The sequence below is a fragment of the Bradyrhizobium sp. 195 genome, from assembly GCF_023101665.1.
Taxonomy (GTDB): Bacteria; Pseudomonadota; Alphaproteobacteria; order Rhizobiales; family Xanthobacteraceae; genus Bradyrhizobium.
In genome coordinates, this window is the sequence record NZ_CP082161.1 from 2,391,450 (window position 1) to 2,408,630 (window position 17,181).

General features: G+C 65.6%; 18 protein-coding genes. 7 read left to right on the top strand and 11 right to left on the bottom strand.

Going from position 1 to position 17,181, the window contains the following annotated elements:
• The first annotated feature begins 60 nt into the window (after nt 1-60).
• On the top strand, nt 61-1,005 hold the full coding sequence (locus IVB26_RS11070) for a LysM peptidoglycan-binding domain-containing protein (protein ID WP_247971688.1): 945 nt from the start codon (nt 61-63) through the stop codon (nt 1,003-1,005).
• Between the two features lie 189 nt (nt 1,006-1,194).
• On the opposite strand, the gene IVB26_RS11075 is transcribed toward IVB26_RS11070, so the two are convergent.
• Complete coding sequence (locus IVB26_RS11075) at nt 1,195-2,268, bottom strand: tartrate dehydrogenase (protein ID WP_247971689.1); 1,074 nt, start codon at nt 2,266-2,268, stop codon at nt 1,195-1,197.
• 149 nt (nt 2,269-2,417) lie between these two features.
• Here IVB26_RS11075 and IVB26_RS11080 point away from each other — a divergent pair, with 149 nt between their 5' ends.
• Together IVB26_RS11080 and IVB26_RS11085 are read left to right on the top strand one after the other, a co-directional pair.
• Nucleotides 2,418-3,335 (top strand): LysR substrate-binding domain-containing protein, encoded by a 918-nt coding sequence (locus IVB26_RS11080; protein WP_247971690.1) that lies wholly within the window; start codon nt 2,418-2,420, stop codon nt 3,333-3,335.
• Nucleotides 3,336-3,373: 38 nt separating this feature from the next.
• A complete protein-coding gene (locus tag IVB26_RS11085; RefSeq protein WP_247971691.1) occupies nt 3,374-4,189 on the top strand; it encodes an aspartate dehydrogenase in 816 nt (271 codons plus the stop codon).
• 207 nt (nt 4,190-4,396) lie between these two features.
• On the opposite strand, the gene IVB26_RS11090 is transcribed toward IVB26_RS11085, so the two are convergent.
• From IVB26_RS11090 to IVB26_RS11130, 9 genes are all read right to left on the bottom strand, one after another.
• Nucleotides 4,397-5,701, bottom strand: a complete 1,305-nt coding sequence (locus IVB26_RS11090; RefSeq protein WP_247971692.1) for a PQQ-dependent sugar dehydrogenase — start codon at nt 5,699-5,701, stop codon at nt 4,397-4,399.
• A gap of 141 nt (nt 5,702-5,842) precedes the next feature.
• Nucleotides 5,843-6,052 carry a hypothetical protein gene (locus tag IVB26_RS11095; RefSeq protein ID WP_247971693.1) on the bottom strand — a complete coding sequence of 70 codons (210 nt, stop codon included), beginning with the start codon at nt 6,050-6,052 and terminating at the stop codon, nt 5,843-5,845.
• A 323-nt stretch (nt 6,053-6,375) separates the two neighbouring features.
• Nucleotides 6,376-7,002, bottom strand: coding sequence for a methyltransferase family protein (locus IVB26_RS11100; RefSeq protein WP_247971694.1), 627 nt, complete (start codon nt 7,000-7,002; stop codon nt 6,376-6,378).
• 27 nt (nt 7,003-7,029) lie between these two features.
• Nucleotides 7,030-8,061, bottom strand: a complete 1,032-nt coding sequence (locus IVB26_RS11105) for an NAD-dependent epimerase/dehydratase family protein (RefSeq protein WP_247971695.1) — start codon at nt 8,059-8,061, stop codon at nt 7,030-7,032.
• Between the two features lie 28 nt (nt 8,062-8,089).
• Nucleotides 8,090-8,608: an Mpo1 family 2-hydroxy fatty acid dioxygenase gene (locus tag IVB26_RS11110; protein ID WP_247971696.1), complete on the bottom strand. Its 519-nt coding sequence runs from the start codon at nt 8,606-8,608 to the stop codon at nt 8,090-8,092.
• A gap of 170 nt (nt 8,609-8,778) precedes the next feature.
• Nucleotides 8,779-9,450: an OmpA family protein gene (locus IVB26_RS11115; RefSeq protein ID WP_247971697.1), complete on the bottom strand. Its 672-nt coding sequence runs from the start codon at nt 9,448-9,450 to the stop codon at nt 8,779-8,781.
• Entirely contained in the window at nt 9,450-9,863 is a 414-nt protein-coding gene (locus IVB26_RS11120; RefSeq protein ID WP_247973136.1) for a hypothetical protein, read from the bottom strand. The genes IVB26_RS11115 and IVB26_RS11120 overlap by 1 nt, the downstream gene beginning before the upstream one ends.
• 88 nt (nt 9,864-9,951) lie before the next feature.
• Complete coding sequence (locus tag IVB26_RS11125; RefSeq protein ID WP_247971698.1) at nt 9,952-10,239, bottom strand: type II toxin-antitoxin system HicB family antitoxin; 288 nt, start codon at nt 10,237-10,239, stop codon at nt 9,952-9,954.
• Between the two features lie 9 nt (nt 10,240-10,248).
• Nucleotides 10,249-12,864, bottom strand: coding sequence for an ATP-dependent helicase (locus IVB26_RS11130; RefSeq protein ID WP_247971699.1), 2,616 nt, complete (start codon nt 12,862-12,864; stop codon nt 10,249-10,251).
• Between the two features lie 240 nt (nt 12,865-13,104).
• Here IVB26_RS11130 and IVB26_RS11135 point away from each other — a divergent pair, with 240 nt between their 5' ends.
• On the top strand, nt 13,105-13,278 hold the full coding sequence (locus IVB26_RS11135) for a DUF1328 domain-containing protein (RefSeq protein ID WP_008556598.1): 174 nt from the start codon (nt 13,105-13,107) through the stop codon (nt 13,276-13,278).
• A gap of 39 nt (nt 13,279-13,317) precedes the next feature.
• On the opposite strand, the gene IVB26_RS11140 is transcribed toward IVB26_RS11135, so the two are convergent.
• Nucleotides 13,318-13,824 carry a thioesterase family protein gene (locus tag IVB26_RS11140; protein WP_247971700.1) on the bottom strand — a complete coding sequence of 169 codons (507 nt, stop codon included), beginning with the start codon at nt 13,822-13,824 and terminating at the stop codon, nt 13,318-13,320.
• An 84-nt stretch (nt 13,825-13,908) separates the two neighbouring features.
• Between IVB26_RS11140 and IVB26_RS11145 the strand changes: the two genes are divergently transcribed.
• The 3 genes from IVB26_RS11145 to IVB26_RS11155 all read left to right on the top strand — a co-directional run bounded on the left by IVB26_RS11145 (nt 13,909) and on the right by IVB26_RS11155 (nt 17,125).
• Nucleotides 13,909-15,333 carry an FAD-binding oxidoreductase gene (locus IVB26_RS11145; protein WP_247971701.1) on the top strand — a complete coding sequence of 475 codons (1,425 nt, stop codon included), beginning with the start codon at nt 13,909-13,911 and terminating at the stop codon, nt 15,331-15,333.
• A 101-nt stretch (nt 15,334-15,434) separates the two neighbouring features.
• The gene (locus tag IVB26_RS11150; RefSeq protein ID WP_247971702.1) at nt 15,435-16,718 is read left to right on the top strand and encodes a Spy/CpxP family protein refolding chaperone; all 1,284 of its coding nucleotides are present in this window, start codon (nt 15,435-15,437) and stop codon (nt 16,716-16,718) included.
• 35 nt (nt 16,719-16,753) lie between these two features.
• Complete coding sequence (locus IVB26_RS11155) at nt 16,754-17,125, top strand: hypothetical protein (protein ID WP_247971703.1); 372 nt, start codon at nt 16,754-16,756, stop codon at nt 17,123-17,125.
• Nucleotides 17,126-17,181 lie beyond the last annotated feature (56 nt).

A 17,181-nucleotide genomic window follows, 5' to 3' on the forward strand; every position in this document is an offset into this window, starting at 1 on the left:
ATCGGTGGTCACTAAGCCCCCGGAGGGGGACTTTGCCTCCCGTGGTGGGACTGCGGACTGATGATTGATCTGAGGCGACTAGTCGCGCTGGCAGCCGTTGCACTGCTCGCCTTGAGCCCCGGCATGGCCGCTGCCTCACCCGCCAAGTCGAAGCCCGCTGCGGCCGTACCTGCCGCGCCGCCGCCGCCGCCGTTCGAGCCGTTGCCGCCGCCGAATATCTACCTGTTCCGTGGTGCCATGGGCCCCATCTTCTCGACCGGCATGGACCGGCTCGGCGAGAAACTGACCCAGGCCGGCTTCTCCGCCGACGTCTATGAATTCACCCTGTGCCGGTTCATCGGCAATCGCGTCATCTCCAGCTACAAGGAGAAGGCGGCGCCGATCGTGCTGATCGGCCACTCCATGGGCGGGCTGTGCTCGATCGTCATCTCCGAGATGGCGGCCAAGGAGAACATCCCGATCAGCCTCGTCATCGCCATCGATCCCGCGCACGCGACCGGTGACGTGCCGCTCAATGTCGAGCGCTTCATCAACATCTTCCTGTCCGACAGCGTGCTCGGCGGCGGCGACGTCGTCGCGGTCCCCGGCTTTCGCGGCCATTATGCGAGTTACGACCTGAAGGAAAACGCGCGCGTCTCGCACATCAACATCGAGAAGTCCGACGACATCCATCGCCAGATCGTCGAGATGGTGACGCAGTTGCCGCGCATTCCGCCGCAGACCCAAGCCAATGCCGTGCCGCTACGCTATCTCGTGCCAGCGAATACCCTGGTCGAATTGTGGGATAGCGGCGTGCGACTGCCGGTGCGCCGCGGCGACACCATGGAGAGCATCGCCGCCGCCAATCGCGTGCCGCTGTGGACGCTCGCGCAGAGCAATTCGCTGCCGGAAAACGCGCAGCTCACCCCGGGCCAGACCATCATCGTGCCGCGCCATCTGACGCCGCCCGAGCCGGCTGCCGCGATGGCGACACCGCCGGCGGTAGCACCGGCAGGGCGGAAGTAGGGCGCCTTATCCCATCGCTGTCGGGGAGACGGTCCGCTCCCTCTCTCGCGCTTGCGGGGGAGGGCTGGGGAGGGGGTGTCTCCGCAATCGAGAACCCCCAAGAGGAGAGAACCCTCACCCGCCGCTACGCGGCGACCTCTCCCGCAAGCGGGAGAGGTGCACCGAACCGGTGGAGGGTGTAATCTCAAATTAGACGTTCGACCCGTGGATCGCGTCGATCACGGCGTCCGTCACTTCCTTCGTCGTCGCCTTGCCGCCGACGTCGGGCGTCAGCACACCGGCGGCGCAGACGCGCTCGACGGCGGTCATCAGCCTCGAGGCGGCATCCATCTCGCCGAGATGCTCGAGCATCTGCGCGCCGGTCCAGAAGGTCGCGACCGGATTGGCGATGCCCTTGCCGGTGATGTCGAAGGCCGAGCCGTGGATCGGCTCGAACATCGAGGGGAAGCGCCGCTGCGGATCGATATTGCCGGTCGGCGCCACGCCGAGGCTGCCGGCCAGCGCGCCGGCGAGGTCGGACAGGATGTCGGCATGCAGATTGGTCGCGACGATGGTGTCGAGGCTCTTCGGATGCAGCGTCATGCGCACCGTCATGGCGTCGACCAGCATCTTGTCCCAGGTGACGTCGGGGAATTCGGTCGCGACCTCGGCCGCGATCTCGTCCCACATCACCATGCCGTGGCGCTGCGCGTTCGACTTGGTCACGACGGTCAGGAATTTGCGCGGACGCGACTGCGCGAGCTGGAACGCATAGCGCATGATGCGGGTGACGCCGACGCGGGTGAAGACCGCCACTTCGGTGCCGACCTCTTCCGGCAGGCCTTTGTGCGCGCGGCCGCCCATGCCGGCATATTCGCCCTCCGAGTTCTCGCGCACGATCACCCAGTCGAGATCGCCGACGCCGACATTGCGCAGCGGCGAGGCGACGCCCGGCAATATCTTGGTTGGCCGCACATTGGCATATTGGTCAAAGCCCTGGCAGATCGGCAGCCGCAGGCCCCACAGCGTGATGTGGTCGAGCACATCGGGCGCGCCGACCGCGCCGAAATAGATCGCGTCGAACTTCTTCAGTTCAGCGAGGCCGTCAGCCGGCATCATGACGCCGTGCTTCTTGTAATAGTCCGAGCCCCAGTCGAACGTCTTCACGTTGAAAGTAAGGTCGCCGCTGCGCTTCGCCAGCGCCTCCAGCACGCGGACACCGGCCGAGATCACCTCGGGGCCGATCCCGTCGGCGGGGATTGCTGCGATCGAATGGGTGCGCATGGGAATGCTCCGTGTGAGAGATCGCGCCGGCCTGTCCGACCGTCTGCGTTGCCGGCGAGTCTAGACGGGAGTGCAGGGCAGACTCAATTGACGCTGGTTTATACAAAAAAATGATATAATCATCGTGGCGCGGGACGAGAGGATACGGAATGGAATTGCAACAGCTTCGATGCTTCGTGGCGGCGGCCGAGCAGTTGCATTTTGGCCGCGCGGCGCAGCATCTCCAGATGCTGCCCTCCGCGCTCGGCCGCCAGATCAGGTTGCTGGAGGAGGATCTGGGCACGCGGCTGTTTGCGCGGACGACGCGTGCGGTGTCGCTGACGGAAGATGGCGCGACGCTGTTGCGCGATGCGCGCGCCATCCTCGCCCGCGTCGAGGCGGTCGCGAGCAATCTGCGCAATCGCTCGCGCGCGGGGGCTGCTCGAAAATTCCGGGTCGGCGCCATCGACAGTGCCGCGGCCGGGCTGTTGCCGGCGCTCTTGCGCGACTTCCGTGCAAAACATCCTGACATCGCGGTGCAGCTTCTCGAGGACAAGACCGTCCGGCTGCTGCCAAAGATTTTGACCGGCGCGCTCGATCTCGCCTTTGTTCGGCCGCCGACCAGTGCGGACAAGCGGCTCGAATTCCGCGATCTGCTCCAGGAGACCGCGATCGTGGCATTCCCGCAGCGGCATGCGCTGGCCAAGAGGACGTCGATCACGCTGGCCGAGATCGCCGAGGAGGCGATGCTGGTACCGGACCGCCGTTCGCGGCCGCACAGCCACGACCTCACGATGAAGCTGTTCGAACAGGCCGGGTTGACGCCGCGCATGGTGCAGGTTGCCGATGAGAAGCAAACCATCATCAATCTTGTCGCAACGAAGCTCGGAGTCGCGATCGTGCCGCGCTGGACCGCGCGGATGGCGGTGACGGGCGTGCGCTTCGTGTCGCTGCGGCCGAAGCAGAGCGGCCCGGTCGGTCGGCTGCCGCTTGCTGCCGCATGGCTGCGCGGCTCGCGCGATCCGGCCCGCGATGCGATGCTGGAGGTGCTCGATGCCCGCCTGCGCAGCTATGCGCGGGAGGCTTGAGAGGCTATGACGTTGGCGTGACGAGAGGGTGGGATGCGATGACCGAACGAAACGACTTGCGGGTTGCCATCGCGGGCTTGGGCTCGATCGGCACCAAGATCGCGACAGCGCTCGATCAGGGCATCGAAGGGCTAGTGCTATCCGCGGTGGCGGTGCGGGATCCCGCAAAGCATCGGGCGTTCCTCGATAGCCTCCGCCGCCCGCCGCAGGTCCTGCCCATCGGCCAGCTCGGCGAAGCCGCCGACATCGTGGTGGAATGTGCGCCGAGCAACCAGTTGCGCGCGATCGTTGAGCCCGCGGTGAAGCGCGGCAAGGCCGCGGTCGTGGTCAGCGTCGGCGGGCTGCTCGATAATTTTGATCTCGTCGATCTCGCCCGCGCCAATGGCGGCCGCATCCTCGTGCCGACAGGCGCCCTGATCGGGCTCGATGCCGTCAATGCCGCCGCGGTCGGCACCATTCATTCGGTCAGGATGGTCACGCGCAAGCCGATCGACGGGCTGAAGGGCGCGCCGTTCATCGTCGCGAACAACATCGACATCGACAAGCTGAGCGAGCCGCTGAAACTGTTCGAGGGGAGCGCTCGGGAAGCAGCAAAGGGCTTTCCAGCCAATCTCAATGTCGCCGTGGCGCTGTCGCTCGCGGGCGTCGGGCCGGATCGTACCCAGGTGCAGATCTGGGCCGATCCGACCGTGACGCGCAACGTTCACCGCATCGAGGTCGAGGCGGATTCAGCGCGCTTCTCGATGGCGATCGAGAATATCCCGTCGGAGAATCCCAAGACCGGCCTGATCACGGCGCTCTCGGTGATCGCGCTGCTGCGCAAGCAGCGCGCCACGCTGTGTGTGGGGACGTGAGCGATTGGGATGGACTCGCTTCCTGCGGCGGCGTAGGTGCGCTCCCTCCCTCGCTTGCGGGGGGAGGGCTGGGAGAGGGTGTTTCCGCAATGGGGCACTCCCCAAGAGGAGAGAGCCCTCACCCGGCGCGTTGCGCCGACCTCTCCCGCAAGCGGGAGAGGTGACCGCACTCGCGGCGCTACCCATCCGACCTGAACAAATCTCGACCTAAGCCCCCGTCACGCGCCAGATCACGTTGCCGACGTCGTCGGCCATCAGCAGCGAGGTCTTGTCGGGGCCGATCGTGACGCCGACCGGGCGGCCGTAGGATTCCTTCTCGTCCGGGGACAGGAAGCCCGACAGGATGTCGCGGCCGGGGCCGGAGGGCTTGCCGTTCTCGAACGGAATGAACACCAGCTTGTAGCCTGAGAGCTTGCTGCGATTCCACGATCCGTGCTGGCCGATCACCATGCCATCGGGGAAGCCCGGCAGGGTGCCGGCGGGCATCCAGCAAAGGCCGAGCGAAGCGGTGTGGCCGCCGAGCGCGTAGTCCGGTTGAAGCGCCTTGGCGACCATTGCCGGATCCTGCGGCACGCGATCGTCCACCGTCTTGCCCCAGTAGCAATAGGGCCAGCCGTAGAAACCGCCGTCGCGCACCGAGGTGAGATAATCCGGCGGTGTCTCATCGCCGAGGCCATCGCGCTCGTTGACGACGGTCCAGAGCACGCCCGTGTTGGGCTCCCAGGCAAGGCCCACCGGATTGCGCAGGCCTGCGCCGAAAATGCGATGCGTGCCGGCGACGAGGTCGAGTTCGTACACCGCCGCGCGGCCCTGCTCGACCTCCATGCCCATCTCGGCGATGTTGCTGAGCGAGCCGACACCGGCATAGAGTTTCTTGCCGTCGGGGCTTGCGAGCAGGCTGCGCGTCCAGTGTCCGTTTGGCTTGAAGGTGGTGAGCCGCTTGCCCGGCGCGATGATGCGGTCGGCGCCCGCGACATAGGGAAACGCCATCACGCCGTCGGTGTTGCCAACATAGAAAGTGTCGCCGACCAGCGCCATGCCGAAGGGTTGGCTGAGGTTTTCCATGAAGGTGCCGCGAACCTCCGCAACGCCGTCGCCGTCCTTGTCGCGCAGCAGCGTGATGCGGTTGGCGGAAACGCCGAGCGCGGCGGCGCGCCGCATCGTCGCCTGCATCGCATAGTGAAACACGGACCTTGGTGCGCCCGCGATTTGTGTCGCCTCCGCGATCAGCACGTCGCCATTCGGCAGCACCTCGATCCAGCGCGGATGATCGAGACCGGTCGCGAATGCATTGACCTTGAGCCCGGGCGCGACCGTCGGCTTCTGTCCTTCGCTCCAGCCGCGCGCGGTCGGCATCTTCAGCGTCGGGATCGCGCCTTGCGGCTTCGCTTCGGGAATGGCGGGCTTCTCGCCCCAGGCCGGCGCCGGCTCGGTGCCCGTCATCTTGCGCCATTGCAGCGCCATGCCGCCGAGGACTGCGACGAACTGCGCGAAGATGCTGGAAAATGTCATGAGGCGCCCCTGTTTGCGCGCGCATCCAACTGGCTGACGCGGCCCGCGTCAACCTGTGCGGCACACCCGCGGGGTCTATTCCCGTGGAATGGCAGCCGATCGAATTTGCATGGGACGAACGCCGGCGGGTCTGACCGCTGATCAGCGGCGGATCTGCCGCTCCAGCCGCCGCGCCGCGCGAAAATCGTCGAGATGATGGAGGTTCGGCGTCAGTGCGGCCTCCTTGGACAGCAGATGATAGACCCGCGCCACCGTGCGCTGCTTCTGCTTCGGCCGCCCAGGCGGCAACGTCCGCGCCTTGCGGACGGCGGCAATCGCATGCTCGCGAAAATAATCGTAGGCATCCGACATGGCTCGATGCTCTGCGGCTGGTGGCAGGGGTCGAGGGTAACGGGGCGGGCGAGGGGCGGTTCCTTGCGAGACGGCGCCTTCCGACTCTTTCCCCGTCATCCTGAGGTGCCGTAGCGTAGCGAAGGCCTCGAAGGATGTACGGCCCCGGCTGCATCGCGGCCGCGCATCCTTCGAGGCTCGCCTCGCGATGCTTGCGCACCGCGAAGCTCGTACCTCAGGATGACGGGACTAGTCGTTGCGTAGCCGGGCGAGCGCAGCGATATCCGGGGCGACTGGTCCCGCATGTCGCTTTGCTCATGCGGGCTACAGGTCTCGCCTGAGCCCTACCGCGGCGACAGGAACGGAATGATCATCGGCACGCGGCGGCAATAGGCGCCGTAGGCGTCTTCGCCGAGCTCCTTGGAGAGGAACACCTCTTCCATCCGGCCCTTCTGCCACATGCCGAGCGAGATCAGGATCGCACCAAGGATCGTCGTGACGAGGCCGATCGCGATGCCGGTGACGAGCATGCCGAAGATCAGACCGGTGTAGATCGGGTGACGCACGAAGCCGTAGGGGCCGGTGTCGATGACGCGATGATCTTCCTTGTGGGTGATGGTGTTGGACCAGAACTTTCCGAGATGCAGCCGGCCCCACCAGGCGAAGGCGATGCCGGCGGCCGAGAGGACCGCGGCGATGGTGATGCCGGTGTTGCCGAGCACCCAGAGCGGCTTCCAGCCCATGAGCTGTGCAACCCACGGCGTGTACAGGATGCCGCCGACCAGGATCGGCAGGCGATAGCGCTGCGACTCCAGCGTCATGACCTGCTTCTTGGTCTGTCCCTGCCAGAACGATGCGCCAACCCAGCTGGCAAGAAAGGCAAGCCAGATCAGGGCGAGGAGTTCGGTCGGCCAGGCCGTGGTCCAGCCACCCCAGGCCACGGAGAGAAGCTTGCTGAAATCGAAGGACATGAAGGTTCTTTGCGTTAGGCGGCGGCGTCAGCTCGCGCGCGAGGACAGGGCGTGATGCTTGATGGCGCCGGAGGGCTGCTGGCCGTTACGAGCGAGCAGATGGGTGATGGTTTCGCGCAGGACCGGCTCGATCGGACGCGGCGAATAGCCGAGCTCGGTGCGGGCCTTGCCGATCGAGAGGTCGCTGGCGGCGAGCGCGATGCGCACGCCCTCGGCGGTGCCGTTGGGCGGCCGGCGCGTGACATGATCGGAGATGTATTCGAGCATGATCGCGGAGAGCTCGGCGATCCTGCCGGGCACGACGACCGGATATTGCCGGCGGCCGCTCATCGCCGACATCATCCGCAGGATGTTGCCGAGCGGAACGCAATCGCCGCCGAGGATGTAGCGCTGGCCGAGGCGGCCGCGCTCCATGGTCAGCACCAGACCCATGGCCACGTCGCGGACGTCAACGAGGTTGACCAGGAAGTTCAGATGCGGCTGCACCTTCTTCTGAAGGAAGTACCACAGCATCGCCGTCGGCGGCGTCAGATTGTGGTCGGCGGCGCCGATCGGCATGGTCGGCGTGCCGATCACCAGCGGAAAGCCGTTGGCTGCTGCCTTGGCGGCATGATGCTCGGCGAGCGACTTCGACCGCGTATAGGCGCCCGGCATCGCATCGGCCGGCTGCAGCGCCTCTTCAGCGGGAACGCCATTGAGAGCGGAATAGGGGAACAGGATCGATTCCGTCGAGCAGTGCAAAAAGCGCGAGACGCCGCGCTTCATTGCGGCCGCGAGCACGATCTCCGTGCCGCGGCAATTGACCTCGTGAAAGTCCTGCTTGTTGGCGACCCACATGCCCGGCAGGCCGGCGAGGTGATAGACCTGATCGACCCCAGCGATCGCAGTATCGACCGCGGCGCTGTCCAGCACCGAGCCGTGGACATGTTCAACGTCCGTGTTTGCGGCGGCCGGCGCACGGACGTCGAGCACACGCACCCGCTGCCCACGGGCGCGGAGCGCTTCTACGAGATGATGTCCGATGAAGCCACTGCCACCGGTAACCAGTACGAGAGCCATGCAGAAGGTTGCTGTTTCGCTTCTAGAGCTATCGGGTTGAAAGGGAATTGGTCGGAAGAGGCGCCAGAATCGCGGCAAGGTCGCGACGGAAGCCCAATGCAATGAATAATTTTGCCATCACGAACATCGGTCCAAGCAAAAGATGCGAAGGAAAAGTGAACAACGAGGCTTCGCGGCCCTCAAAAACCTTGTGGCCGATGGCCTGCGCGGCGAAGCCGAGCGCCACCAGCGCGGCGAAAATCGCCCACATCGTCGCGGTGCTGACTTGCGCCGCAATGCTCGTCGCAACCGAAAACAGCACGATCGAGACGGCCAGGATGCCGATCCCGAGCGCCATGTCGAGCAGCAGCCAATAGAGCAGAACCGGCAAGGCCAGGATCACCGCCAGGCTGACATCGAAACCAAACAGCGGAAGCCTGACCAGCGTCAGCGGCAGCACGGCGCCCGTAAACAACAGAAGAATACCGACCACATGCATCGCCGTGTTCCGGGGGTCGCGATGGTACTCGACATAAACGGCAAGTTGGCGCTGAAAATAGCCACCCATTTCGGTCTCATGCAGCACGGGGTCGGGAAGGGCGAACAGAGGCTATAGCACTGGACCGGGCGGTGCACAAACCGGCGCTTTTGTCGCGCAAAACCGTATTGGTGCGCCCCGGACAGGCTACAAACGATCACGACTTCAAGGGGTTCCGTCGGGCGCGAAGCCGCGTTCGCTCAGCGCTTCTTGGCGGGCTTTTTCGCCGCAGGCGCAGGCGCCGCAGCCGGATGCGCAGGCGCCTCTTCAGGCAGCTTGGCATAGGTCAGGATTTGCAACTGGCCGTTGACGGCCGAGGTTGGCTTGGCCCGGTCGAGAAACTGCTCCTCGCCGAGGCCGATCGGGTGCAGCCGCTTGGTCGAGATCTTGAACGTGTTCACCAGCACGTCGCGGATCGCGTCGGCGCGGCGCTGACTCAGGATCGCGTTCGCCTCGCGTGTCTTCGAATTGGATTCGACGTGACCGACGATCAGGAACGTGTAGGGCAGCAGCGAGGAATGAACCATGGCGTCGGCGATGCGGCCGACGGTCTGGTAGGAGGCCGGCTGGATGATCGGCGTGTCGGCATCGAACTGGATCTGCACGTTGAAGGCGGGCAGCTTGGCGAGGTCAGGCACGATCGGTGGCCGGTTCACCGGTCCCGGATCGTTCTTGATCCTGGCCTTGGCGCGCTCCATCACCTGCTGCTTCAGCGCGGGAAGATCGACCTCGGCGGCTTCTTCGAAATGGTTGAGCTTGCCGACGATGTCGTCGCGTGTCGGCGCCGCCGTCTGCGCGCGTGCAGCGCCCGCGAGCAGGGCGAAGCCCAGCGCGATGCTTAATCCGGTAGTGAAGAGCCTCTTGGCGCGCATCAGCGATACCCCGCGTCGTCGACGGCCTTCAGGCAATTGTTGCTGATGCCCTTCGGCGTCGAGACCAGGCAGGGGATCGACTTGCTGGTCTCCTTGGTCGAGCCGCCGCAGACTTTGACGATCTCGCGTTGACAGGCGTTCGCCACCGTGACGCGCGCGGCGATGCGCTTCTGGATGGCGTCGAACACGCCGAGATAGTCGCTCGCGCATTGCGGAGACAGCACGTCGCGGTTGCGCGAGAGGCACTCCTTCAGGCGGGTCGAGTCCGGGTTAACGCCGCGGCAATTGGCGACGATTTCCGCACCGCAGCTCGCCGCCAGCTTCCCGATCGAATCGCCAAAGCTCATGGTCTCCGCCGCCGCGAGCGACGGCATCCCCAATGCCAGCAAGATCAGTGCGATGCCCCGGACCATGGCTGCATCTGATACGGGGAAGTTCGCGATGGTCAAGGGCTGTTCGGGGGAGAACTGTCGAAGGCCTGGCGAGTGCGGCGAACAGTCCTCACTCCGGGGCGTCGAGGGGCGGCCATTCGATCAGGGCGACGGTATGGTTTCTGAGATCGTCGGCCACATCGGGGTCGGCCTTGAGTTCGTCCAGCGTCCGCGGCGGGGGAAGCTCGCGACTTTCCGCGCTCAGCTCCTGCGCATAGAATGCGAGTGCCTCAGGCGCATTCTCCAGGGCCTCCTCGACATCATCGCCGCCGGAAATGCACCCGGGCAGGTCCGGAAACCAGAGGCTGACCGCATGGTCCGGGCCCGCGTCCTCGATGATGGCGATGTATTGAGCCATACCGCGGGCTCACGCCCGCTGCACGTAGCTGTCCACGACCTTCTTCTCGCCGGCCTTGTCGAAGGCGATGGTGAGCTTGTTGCCGTCGATCTTGGTGACGCGGCCGTAGCCGAATTTCTGGTGGAAGACGCGGTCGGACAGCGAGAACTCCGAGGTGGTGCCGGTGGATTTGGCCACCAGCTCGCCCTCAATCGTCAGGGGACCGCGACGGCGCGAGGAGAAGCTGCCGAAATCGGGACCCGATGACGAGGAGGAGGAGGAGAACGTCGCGGCTTCTTCTTCGAAGCCGCCGCTTCGGCCGCCGCCATTGCGGCCGCCGCCGCGGTTGCGATTGGCCTGGGCGCGCTGCCAGCCCGGGGTCGAATAGGTCGAGCCGAACGCCTCCATGTCGTCGAAGCGGGAGGCGCCGTAGCCGCCGGTGCCGCCCCAGGCCGAACCGCCCTTGGATTCCGTGATCTCGACATTGGCCGCCGGCAATTCGTCGAGGAAGCGCGAGGGGATCGTGGTCGACCAGGTGCCGTGGATGCGCCGGTTGGTCGCGAAATAGATCATCGCGCGGCGGCGAGCGCGGGTCAGGCCGACATGGCCGAGCCGGCGCTCTTCTTCCAGCCCCGCGCGGCCCTGTTCGTCCAGCGTGCGCTGGCTCGGGAACAGGCCTTCTTCCCAACCGGGCAGGAACACGTTGTCGAATTCCAGCCCCTTGGCCGAATGCAGCGTCATCAGCGACACCGCATCCTCATCGGCGCCGCTGTCGCGGTCCATCACCAGCGAGATGTGCTCGAGAAACCCTTGCAGGTTTTCGAACTCCTCCATCGAGCGCACCAGCTCTTTCAGGTTCTCCAGCCGGCCCGCGGCGTCGGCCGAACGGTCCTTCTGCCACATCTCGGTATAGCCGCTCTCGTCGAGCACGATCTGGGCGAGATCAGTGTGGGCGGTGACCTCGCGCTGGGCGCGCCAGCGGTCGAACTGGGCGACGACGTCGCGAAGCGAGCCGCGCGCCTTCGGCTTCAGCTCGTCGGTTTCGACCACCGCACGGGCCGCTTCGAACAGGGGAATGCGGCGCTTGCGGGCGTGGTCGTGCAGCATCTGCACGGTGGCATCGCCGAGGCCCCGCTTGGGCACGTTGACGATGCGCTCGAAGGCGAGGTCGTCGGCCGGCGAGTTGATGACGCGCAAGTATGCGAGCGCGTCGCGGATTTCTGCGCGCTCGTAGAAGCGCGGGCCGCCGATGACGCGAAAGGGCAGGCCGAGCGTGACGAAGCGGTCTTCGAACTCGCGCATCTGGTAAGAGGCGCGCACCAGGATCGCGACCTCGTTGAGCTTCTCGCCCTTGCGCTGGATCTGCTCGATCTCCTCGCCGATGCCGCGGGCTTCCTCTTCCGAATCCCACGACCCGGTGACCGTGACCTTCTCGCCGTCCTGGTCCTCGGTGCGCAGCGTCTTGCCGAGCCGGCCTTCGTTATGCGCGATCAGATGCGATGCGGCGGCGAGGATGTGGCCGGTCGAGCGGTAATTGCGCTCGAGGCGGATGACCTTGGCGCCGGGGAAATCGTGGTCGAAGCGCAAGATGTTGTCGACCTCGGCGCCGCGCCAGCCATAGATCGACTGGTCGTCGTCGCCGACGCAGCAGATGTTCTTGGTGGGGAGTGCGCCCACCGGCGCGCTAACCGCATGCTCCGTCATTCCGGGGCGATGCGTAGCATCGAACCCGGAATCTCGATCGTCGGACTCATCTCTAGATTCCGGGTTCGCGTCTTCGACGCGCCCCGGAATGACGGTTGGTGTCGTTGGCTTTGCCGACGCCGACGCCGGCGCCTGCGACAGCAGCCGCAGCCACAGATATTGCGCGACGTTGGTGTCCTGATATTCGTCGACCAGAATGAACTTGAAGCGCTGCTGGTACTGCCGGAGGATATCCGGATGCTCGCGGAAGATGCGGATGTTCTCCAGCAGAAGATCGCCGAAATCGGCAGCGTTCAGGATCTTCAGCCGCTCCTGATAGCTCGCATAGAGCTTGCCGCCCTTGCCGTTGGCGAAGGTGGCGGCTTCGCCTGAGGGCACCTGCGACGGCGTCAGGCCGCGGTTCTTCCAGCCGTCGATCAGGCCGGCCAGCATCCGTGCCGGCCAGCGCTTGTCGTCGATGTTGTCGGCCTGCAGCAGCTGCTTCAAGAGCCGCACCTGGTCGTCGACATCGAGCACGGTGAAATTCGACTTGAGCTGCGCCAGCTCGGCATGGACGCGCAGGATGCGGCCGCCGATGGAGTGGAAGGTGCCGAGCCACGGCATGCCCTCGACGGCGTGGCCGAGCATCTGGCCGAGCCGGTGCTTCATCTCGCGCGCGGCCTTGTTGGTGAAGGTCACCGACAGGATCTCGGCGGGACGGGCGCGGCCCTGGCTCAGGATGTGGGCGATCCGCGTGGTCAGCACGCGGGTCTTGCCGGTGCCGGCGCCTGCCAGCACCAGGACCGGGCCGTCCAGCGTCTCCACCGCCTCGCGCTGCTCCGGATTGAGCCCGGAGAGGTATTTCGGGCCCACGGAGGCGCGCGCTCGCGCGGCGATGCCGCCGGCTGCGGGCTGATGGTCGGGTACGTTGGTGATCTTGCTCGGCTCGGTCATGCGAATCATTGGCCCCCACGATGGCACCGGGGGGTGGCGGAAGGGAGCCTTCTTAACAGGGATTGTTGGCTATATGGGGCGGCCGAACGAGGTTTTCCACGTGCGCGGCAAGTCAATTTGTTCCTTTGGGGGCTGCGAATTTCGATGTTGCAGGGGCCGGAACCATCGTTCCCGCGTCGAGATTGTCTGGGCAGGTGGCGCGGCCAGCCGCGCTAGATGCAGACAGATATCAAACGTGAGGGTTTGACCATGCTTGGCTGGGTTGTGACGTTTCTGGTTATCGCACTGATCGCCGGCATTCTCGGCTTCGGCGGCATCGCCGGCGCTTCGATCGAGATCGCCAAGATCATCTTCTTCATCGCGGTCGTTCTGTTCCTGGTCTCGGCCGTCGTCGGCTTGGCGCGCGGTCGCAACAGGATATAGCGGCGATCCACCTCTCCCTGGGGAGAGGCGGAATACCTTTCACCGCTTCGAGGGCATCGCCACGTTCCGGCCGATGCCCTCGGGCCGCGGTACGGCGCTGTGGGCCCTTGTGACCGCAGCGATACGCTCACGGATATCGGGCGGAAACGGCGCGACGCGCCGCGCAGTCATGTCCATATGCAGTGACATGTTCTCGGAAGTCGCCGACAGCCAGCCTTCGCTGGCGTGCCGCATCTCCTCGAATGTGTGGATCCGCTTGTCGTCGGCCTCGAGCAGCCAGACGAAGATCTGCACGGGATCGCCGAGGTGGATTTCGCGCAAATAGCGCACGTGGCACTCGGCGGTGAAGCTCGAGCCGCCTCGCTCCTTCATGTAGGCCGGCCCCATCCCAAGCTCGAGCCAGAGCTGGTCGATCGCGCGGTCGAACATCACGTTGTAGTAGGCCATGTTGAGATGGCCGTTGTAGTCGATCCATTGCGGCTCGATCTGCATGATCGCGGCGCGGAACGGCTCCGCTTGGGGCGCTGAGGCGGCAGTCTCCGGCATATGTTCTTCCCTAGCCATGCGTCCGGTCGCTTGACTTGACCGGTTTTATGTCCTTTGCCACGGTTCTTCTGTCGGGAGGATTCCGTGGGTACCACCATCACCAATAATCCGCCGCGGCCGGAGCCGAAAGCCCTTGCGAGCGCGCTGGAGCAGCTTGCCGCACGCTTCGGCAACCGCCTCATCACCTCGCAGGCCGTCCGCGAGCAGCACGGCCATACCACCACCTGGCTCCCCAACCAGCCGCCCGATGGGGTGGTGATGGCGCGGGAGACCGCCGACATCCAGGACGTGGTGCGGATCTGCGCCAACAACCGCGTCCCCGTTATTCCCTTCGGCACCGGCACCTCGCTCGAGGGCCAGGTCAACGCACCCGCCGGCGGCATCTCGATCGATCTGCGCGACATGAACAAGGTGCTCGCGGTGCATGCCGAGGACCTCGACTGCGTGATCCAGCCCGGCGTCACCCGCAAGGCGCTGAACGAGCATCTGCGTGACCAGGGCCTGTTCTTTCCGATCGATCCCGGCGCGGATGCCTCGCTTGGCGGCATGGCCTCGACCCGCGCCTCCGGCACCAACGCGGTGCGTTACGGCACCATCCGCGAGAGCGTGCTGGCGCTGAAGGTGGTGCGCGGCGACGGCGAGATCATCACGACAGGCACGCGCGCCAAGAAGTCATCCGCGGGCTACGACCTGACGCATCTGTTCGTCGGCGCCGAAGGCACGCTCGGCATTATCTCGGAGCTGACCATCCGTCTGCGCGGCATCCCCGAGACGATCGCGGCCGGCGCGGTGTCGTTCGAGAGCGTCCATGGGGCCTGTCAGGCCGTCATCCTGGCGATCCAGACCGGCATTCCCGTGGCCCGCATCGAGTTGCTCAACGCCGCGCAGGTGCAGGCCTGCAACGCCTATTCGAAGCTGACCTTGCCGGAGACGCCGCTGCTGCTGATGGAATTCCACGGCAGCGAGATCGAGGTCGCCGAGCAGTCCAAGGCCTTCGGCGAGATCGCAAAGGACTGCGGCGGCGGTGATTTCTCCTGGACCACCAAGCCGGAGGACCGCACAAAACTGTGGCAGGCGCGGCACGACGCCTATTGGTCGGTGAAGGCGCTGCGTCCCGGTGACAGCATCGGCGTGGTCGCGACCGACGTCTGCGTGCCGATCTCGCGGCTCGCCGAGTGCGTCAGCGAGACCGAGGAGGATCTCAAGCGGCTCAATTTGTTGTCGCCGATCGTCGGCCATGTCGGCGACGGCAATTTCCATTGCTCGCTGGTCTGCGACACCAACGACGCGGGCGAGATGGCGCGCGGCGAGGAGTTCATGCATCGCTTGGTCGAGCGCGCCCAGGCGATGGACGGCACCTGCACCGGCGAGCACGGCATCGGCCAGGGCAAGCAGAAATATCTCAAGGCGGAACTCGGCCCTGAAGCGCTGGATGCGATGCGGGCGCTCAAAAAGGCGCTCGATCCGCTCAATATCTTCAACCCCGGCAAGATCGTACCGGAGGCCTAGCACCCAACACTCCCGAACCGGGAACTTTCAGCAATCCTGTCGGTTCCAATTCCCGCCAAGTTCCGATGCCTCAATGGCAGAGCTTTGCGCGGGAGGGTGCGATGGTGCGACCGGTCATCGGAATTGCGGCGCTGGTATTTGCCTGCATGCTGGCGGGCGCGGCGCTGGCGAAGGGAGGGCATGGTGGTGGCCATGGGGGTGGACATGGCGGCGGCCATCACGGCGGCGGACATTTCCGTGGCCACGGCGGTGGGCATGTGCATGGCGGACGGCATCATCGCGGGATGCGGTTCACGGCCGGTGCCCGGCGTGGCGGCCCGAACTTCGGTCAGATCCGCAATGCAGCGGTACGGCCGGCGAACTTTCGCAACGCCCTGAACTCCAGCGCATTCCGCAGCGGCCGGCTGATCAGCAATCCGGCGGCGCGCGCGCAGTTCGTAGCCGCGGCCGCACTGGCCGGCTGGAGCGGCGCAAGCAGCGGATGGTGGCAACATGCGGGTGGCGGCTACGGCTGGGTCGGGCCGCTGTTCTGGCCGTTCGCCTACAACGACCTCTACGACTACACGATCTGGGGCGACGGGCTCGGCTTCTGGGGTTACGGCTATCCGGACATCTATGCCGGCATGTTTGGTCCCTATGGCTATGATCGCCTCTCGGCCTATCTGCCACAGCAGCCGCAGGGACGGCGGCGGGCGCGCAGCGCGCCGCTCGATCAGCTCTGCGGCAGCGACCGCCGCGCAATCGTCGGTCTGCCGATTGACCAGATTGCAGCCGCGGTGCAGCCAAGCGATGCGCAAGGAGCCGATCTTGACGCGCTCGGCAATGCTTCGATTGACGCCGCGGCGCTGATCCGCACATCCTGCCCGACGCAGGCCGCAGCGACGGCCCCCGGCCGGCTCGCGGCGATGCAGCTGCGCGTCGAAGCAATGCAGAAGGCGGTCGATCTGGTCCAGCCTGCGCTCGACAAGTTCTATGGTTCGCTCACTGACGAACAGAAAGCGCGCTTCAATGCGCTGGCTGACGATCAGCGTCGGGCGACGGCGTCGAGCAATGCGAGCCCGTCGGTGCAGACTTGCAGCGCGTCCGCCGCGTTCGATTGGCCCGGCGCCACGATCGAGGAGAGGCTTCGTCCGAACGATACCCAGCGCGCGGCGCTCCAGGTGCTCCAGGATACCAGCGCCAAGGTCAGCACATCGCTCAAGGCGGCCTGCGAGCCCAACGACGTGATGACACCGCCGGCACGCATGGCCGCGATTCGCAAACGCCTCGACGTGATGCTGGAGGGGATCAAGTCGGTGCGCGCGGCGCTCGATGATTTCTATGCCACGCTGAACGACGAGCAGAAAGCGCAGTTCGAAGCGATTGGGCCGCGCCGCATCTCCTGAACGGCGCGAGGCTGACGAGACCATTGGTGGGGGCGATGAAGTGGTTCGCAAGGCGGCAGCCTGCAGACGTTTGGGACGAGCCGATCGAGGGGCCGATCGGCGACATCGATGCGGCGGAGCGAATTCGGAACATTTGCCAGGCTGCGAGGGCAGGCGCGGAGGCCGTCGGAGCCTCAGCGCGGACTGCTGAGCGCGAGCGTGAACGCTACGAACGTGCCGCCCGCGTCGCGATGGAAATCGCAATGAAGATTTCCGACGACCTGATGCGCGACGATGCAGTGCGCCGCATCGTCGAACTCTGCATGAAGGCCAATGATCTCAAGACCGCGCAGATCCTGTTTCGCGCGATCCAGGCCGGCTGGGTCCGGGAGGCCGTGCAGCGGGATCATCCGGCGCTGGCGCAATAGAGAGCAGGGCGGCCGTACGTAAGGCGTGCTGTGAGCACCGGCATCTCAACAGCGTC

Coding starts and splice junctions, on each gene's coding strand:
- IVB26_RS11140 (WP_247971700.1), bottom strand. CDS start 13,824: ATGCCGGAGACTGCCGCCTCAGCGCCCCAAGCGGAGCCGTTCCGCGCC.
- IVB26_RS11115 (WP_247971697.1), bottom strand. CDS start 9,450: ATGCGCGCCAAGAGGCTCTTCACTACCGGATTAAGCATCGCGCTGGGC.
- IVB26_RS11155 (WP_247971703.1), top strand. CDS start 16,754: ATGAAGTGGTTCGCAAGGCGGCAGCCTGCAGACGTTTGGGACGAGCCG.
- IVB26_RS11120 (WP_247973136.1), bottom strand. CDS start 9,863: ATGGTCCGGGGCATCGCACTGATCTTGCTGGCATTGGGGATGCCGTCG.
- IVB26_RS11080 (WP_247971690.1), top strand. CDS start 2,418: ATGGAATTGCAACAGCTTCGATGCTTCGTGGCGGCGGCCGAGCAGTTG.
- IVB26_RS11075 (WP_247971689.1), bottom strand. CDS start 2,268: ATGCGCACCCATTCGATCGCAGCAATCCCCGCCGACGGGATCGGCCCC.
- IVB26_RS11105 (WP_247971695.1), bottom strand. CDS start 8,061: ATGGCTCTCGTACTGGTTACCGGTGGCAGTGGCTTCATCGGACATCAT.
- IVB26_RS11095 (WP_247971693.1), bottom strand. CDS start 6,052: ATGTCGGATGCCTACGATTATTTTCGCGAGCATGCGATTGCCGCCGTC.
- IVB26_RS11070 (WP_247971688.1), top strand. CDS start 61: ATGATTGATCTGAGGCGACTAGTCGCGCTGGCAGCCGTTGCACTGCTC.
- IVB26_RS11085 (WP_247971691.1), top strand. CDS start 3,374: ATGACCGAACGAAACGACTTGCGGGTTGCCATCGCGGGCTTGGGCTCG.
- IVB26_RS11125 (WP_247971698.1), bottom strand. CDS start 10,239: ATGGCTCAATACATCGCCATCATCGAGGACGCGGGCCCGGACCATGCG.
- IVB26_RS11130 (WP_247971699.1), bottom strand. CDS start 12,864: ATGATTCGCATGACCGAGCCGAGCAAGATCACCAACGTACCCGACCAT.
- IVB26_RS11090 (WP_247971692.1), bottom strand. CDS start 5,701: ATGACATTTTCCAGCATCTTCGCGCAGTTCGTCGCAGTCCTCGGCGGC.
- IVB26_RS11110 (WP_247971696.1), bottom strand. CDS start 8,608: ATGGGTGGCTATTTTCAGCGCCAACTTGCCGTTTATGTCGAGTACCAT.
- IVB26_RS11150 (WP_247971702.1), top strand. CDS start 15,435: ATGGTGCGACCGGTCATCGGAATTGCGGCGCTGGTATTTGCCTGCATG.
- IVB26_RS11100 (WP_247971694.1), bottom strand. CDS start 7,002: ATGTCCTTCGATTTCAGCAAGCTTCTCTCCGTGGCCTGGGGTGGCTGG.
- IVB26_RS11135 (WP_008556598.1), top strand. CDS start 13,105: ATGCTTGGCTGGGTTGTGACGTTTCTGGTTATCGCACTGATCGCCGGC.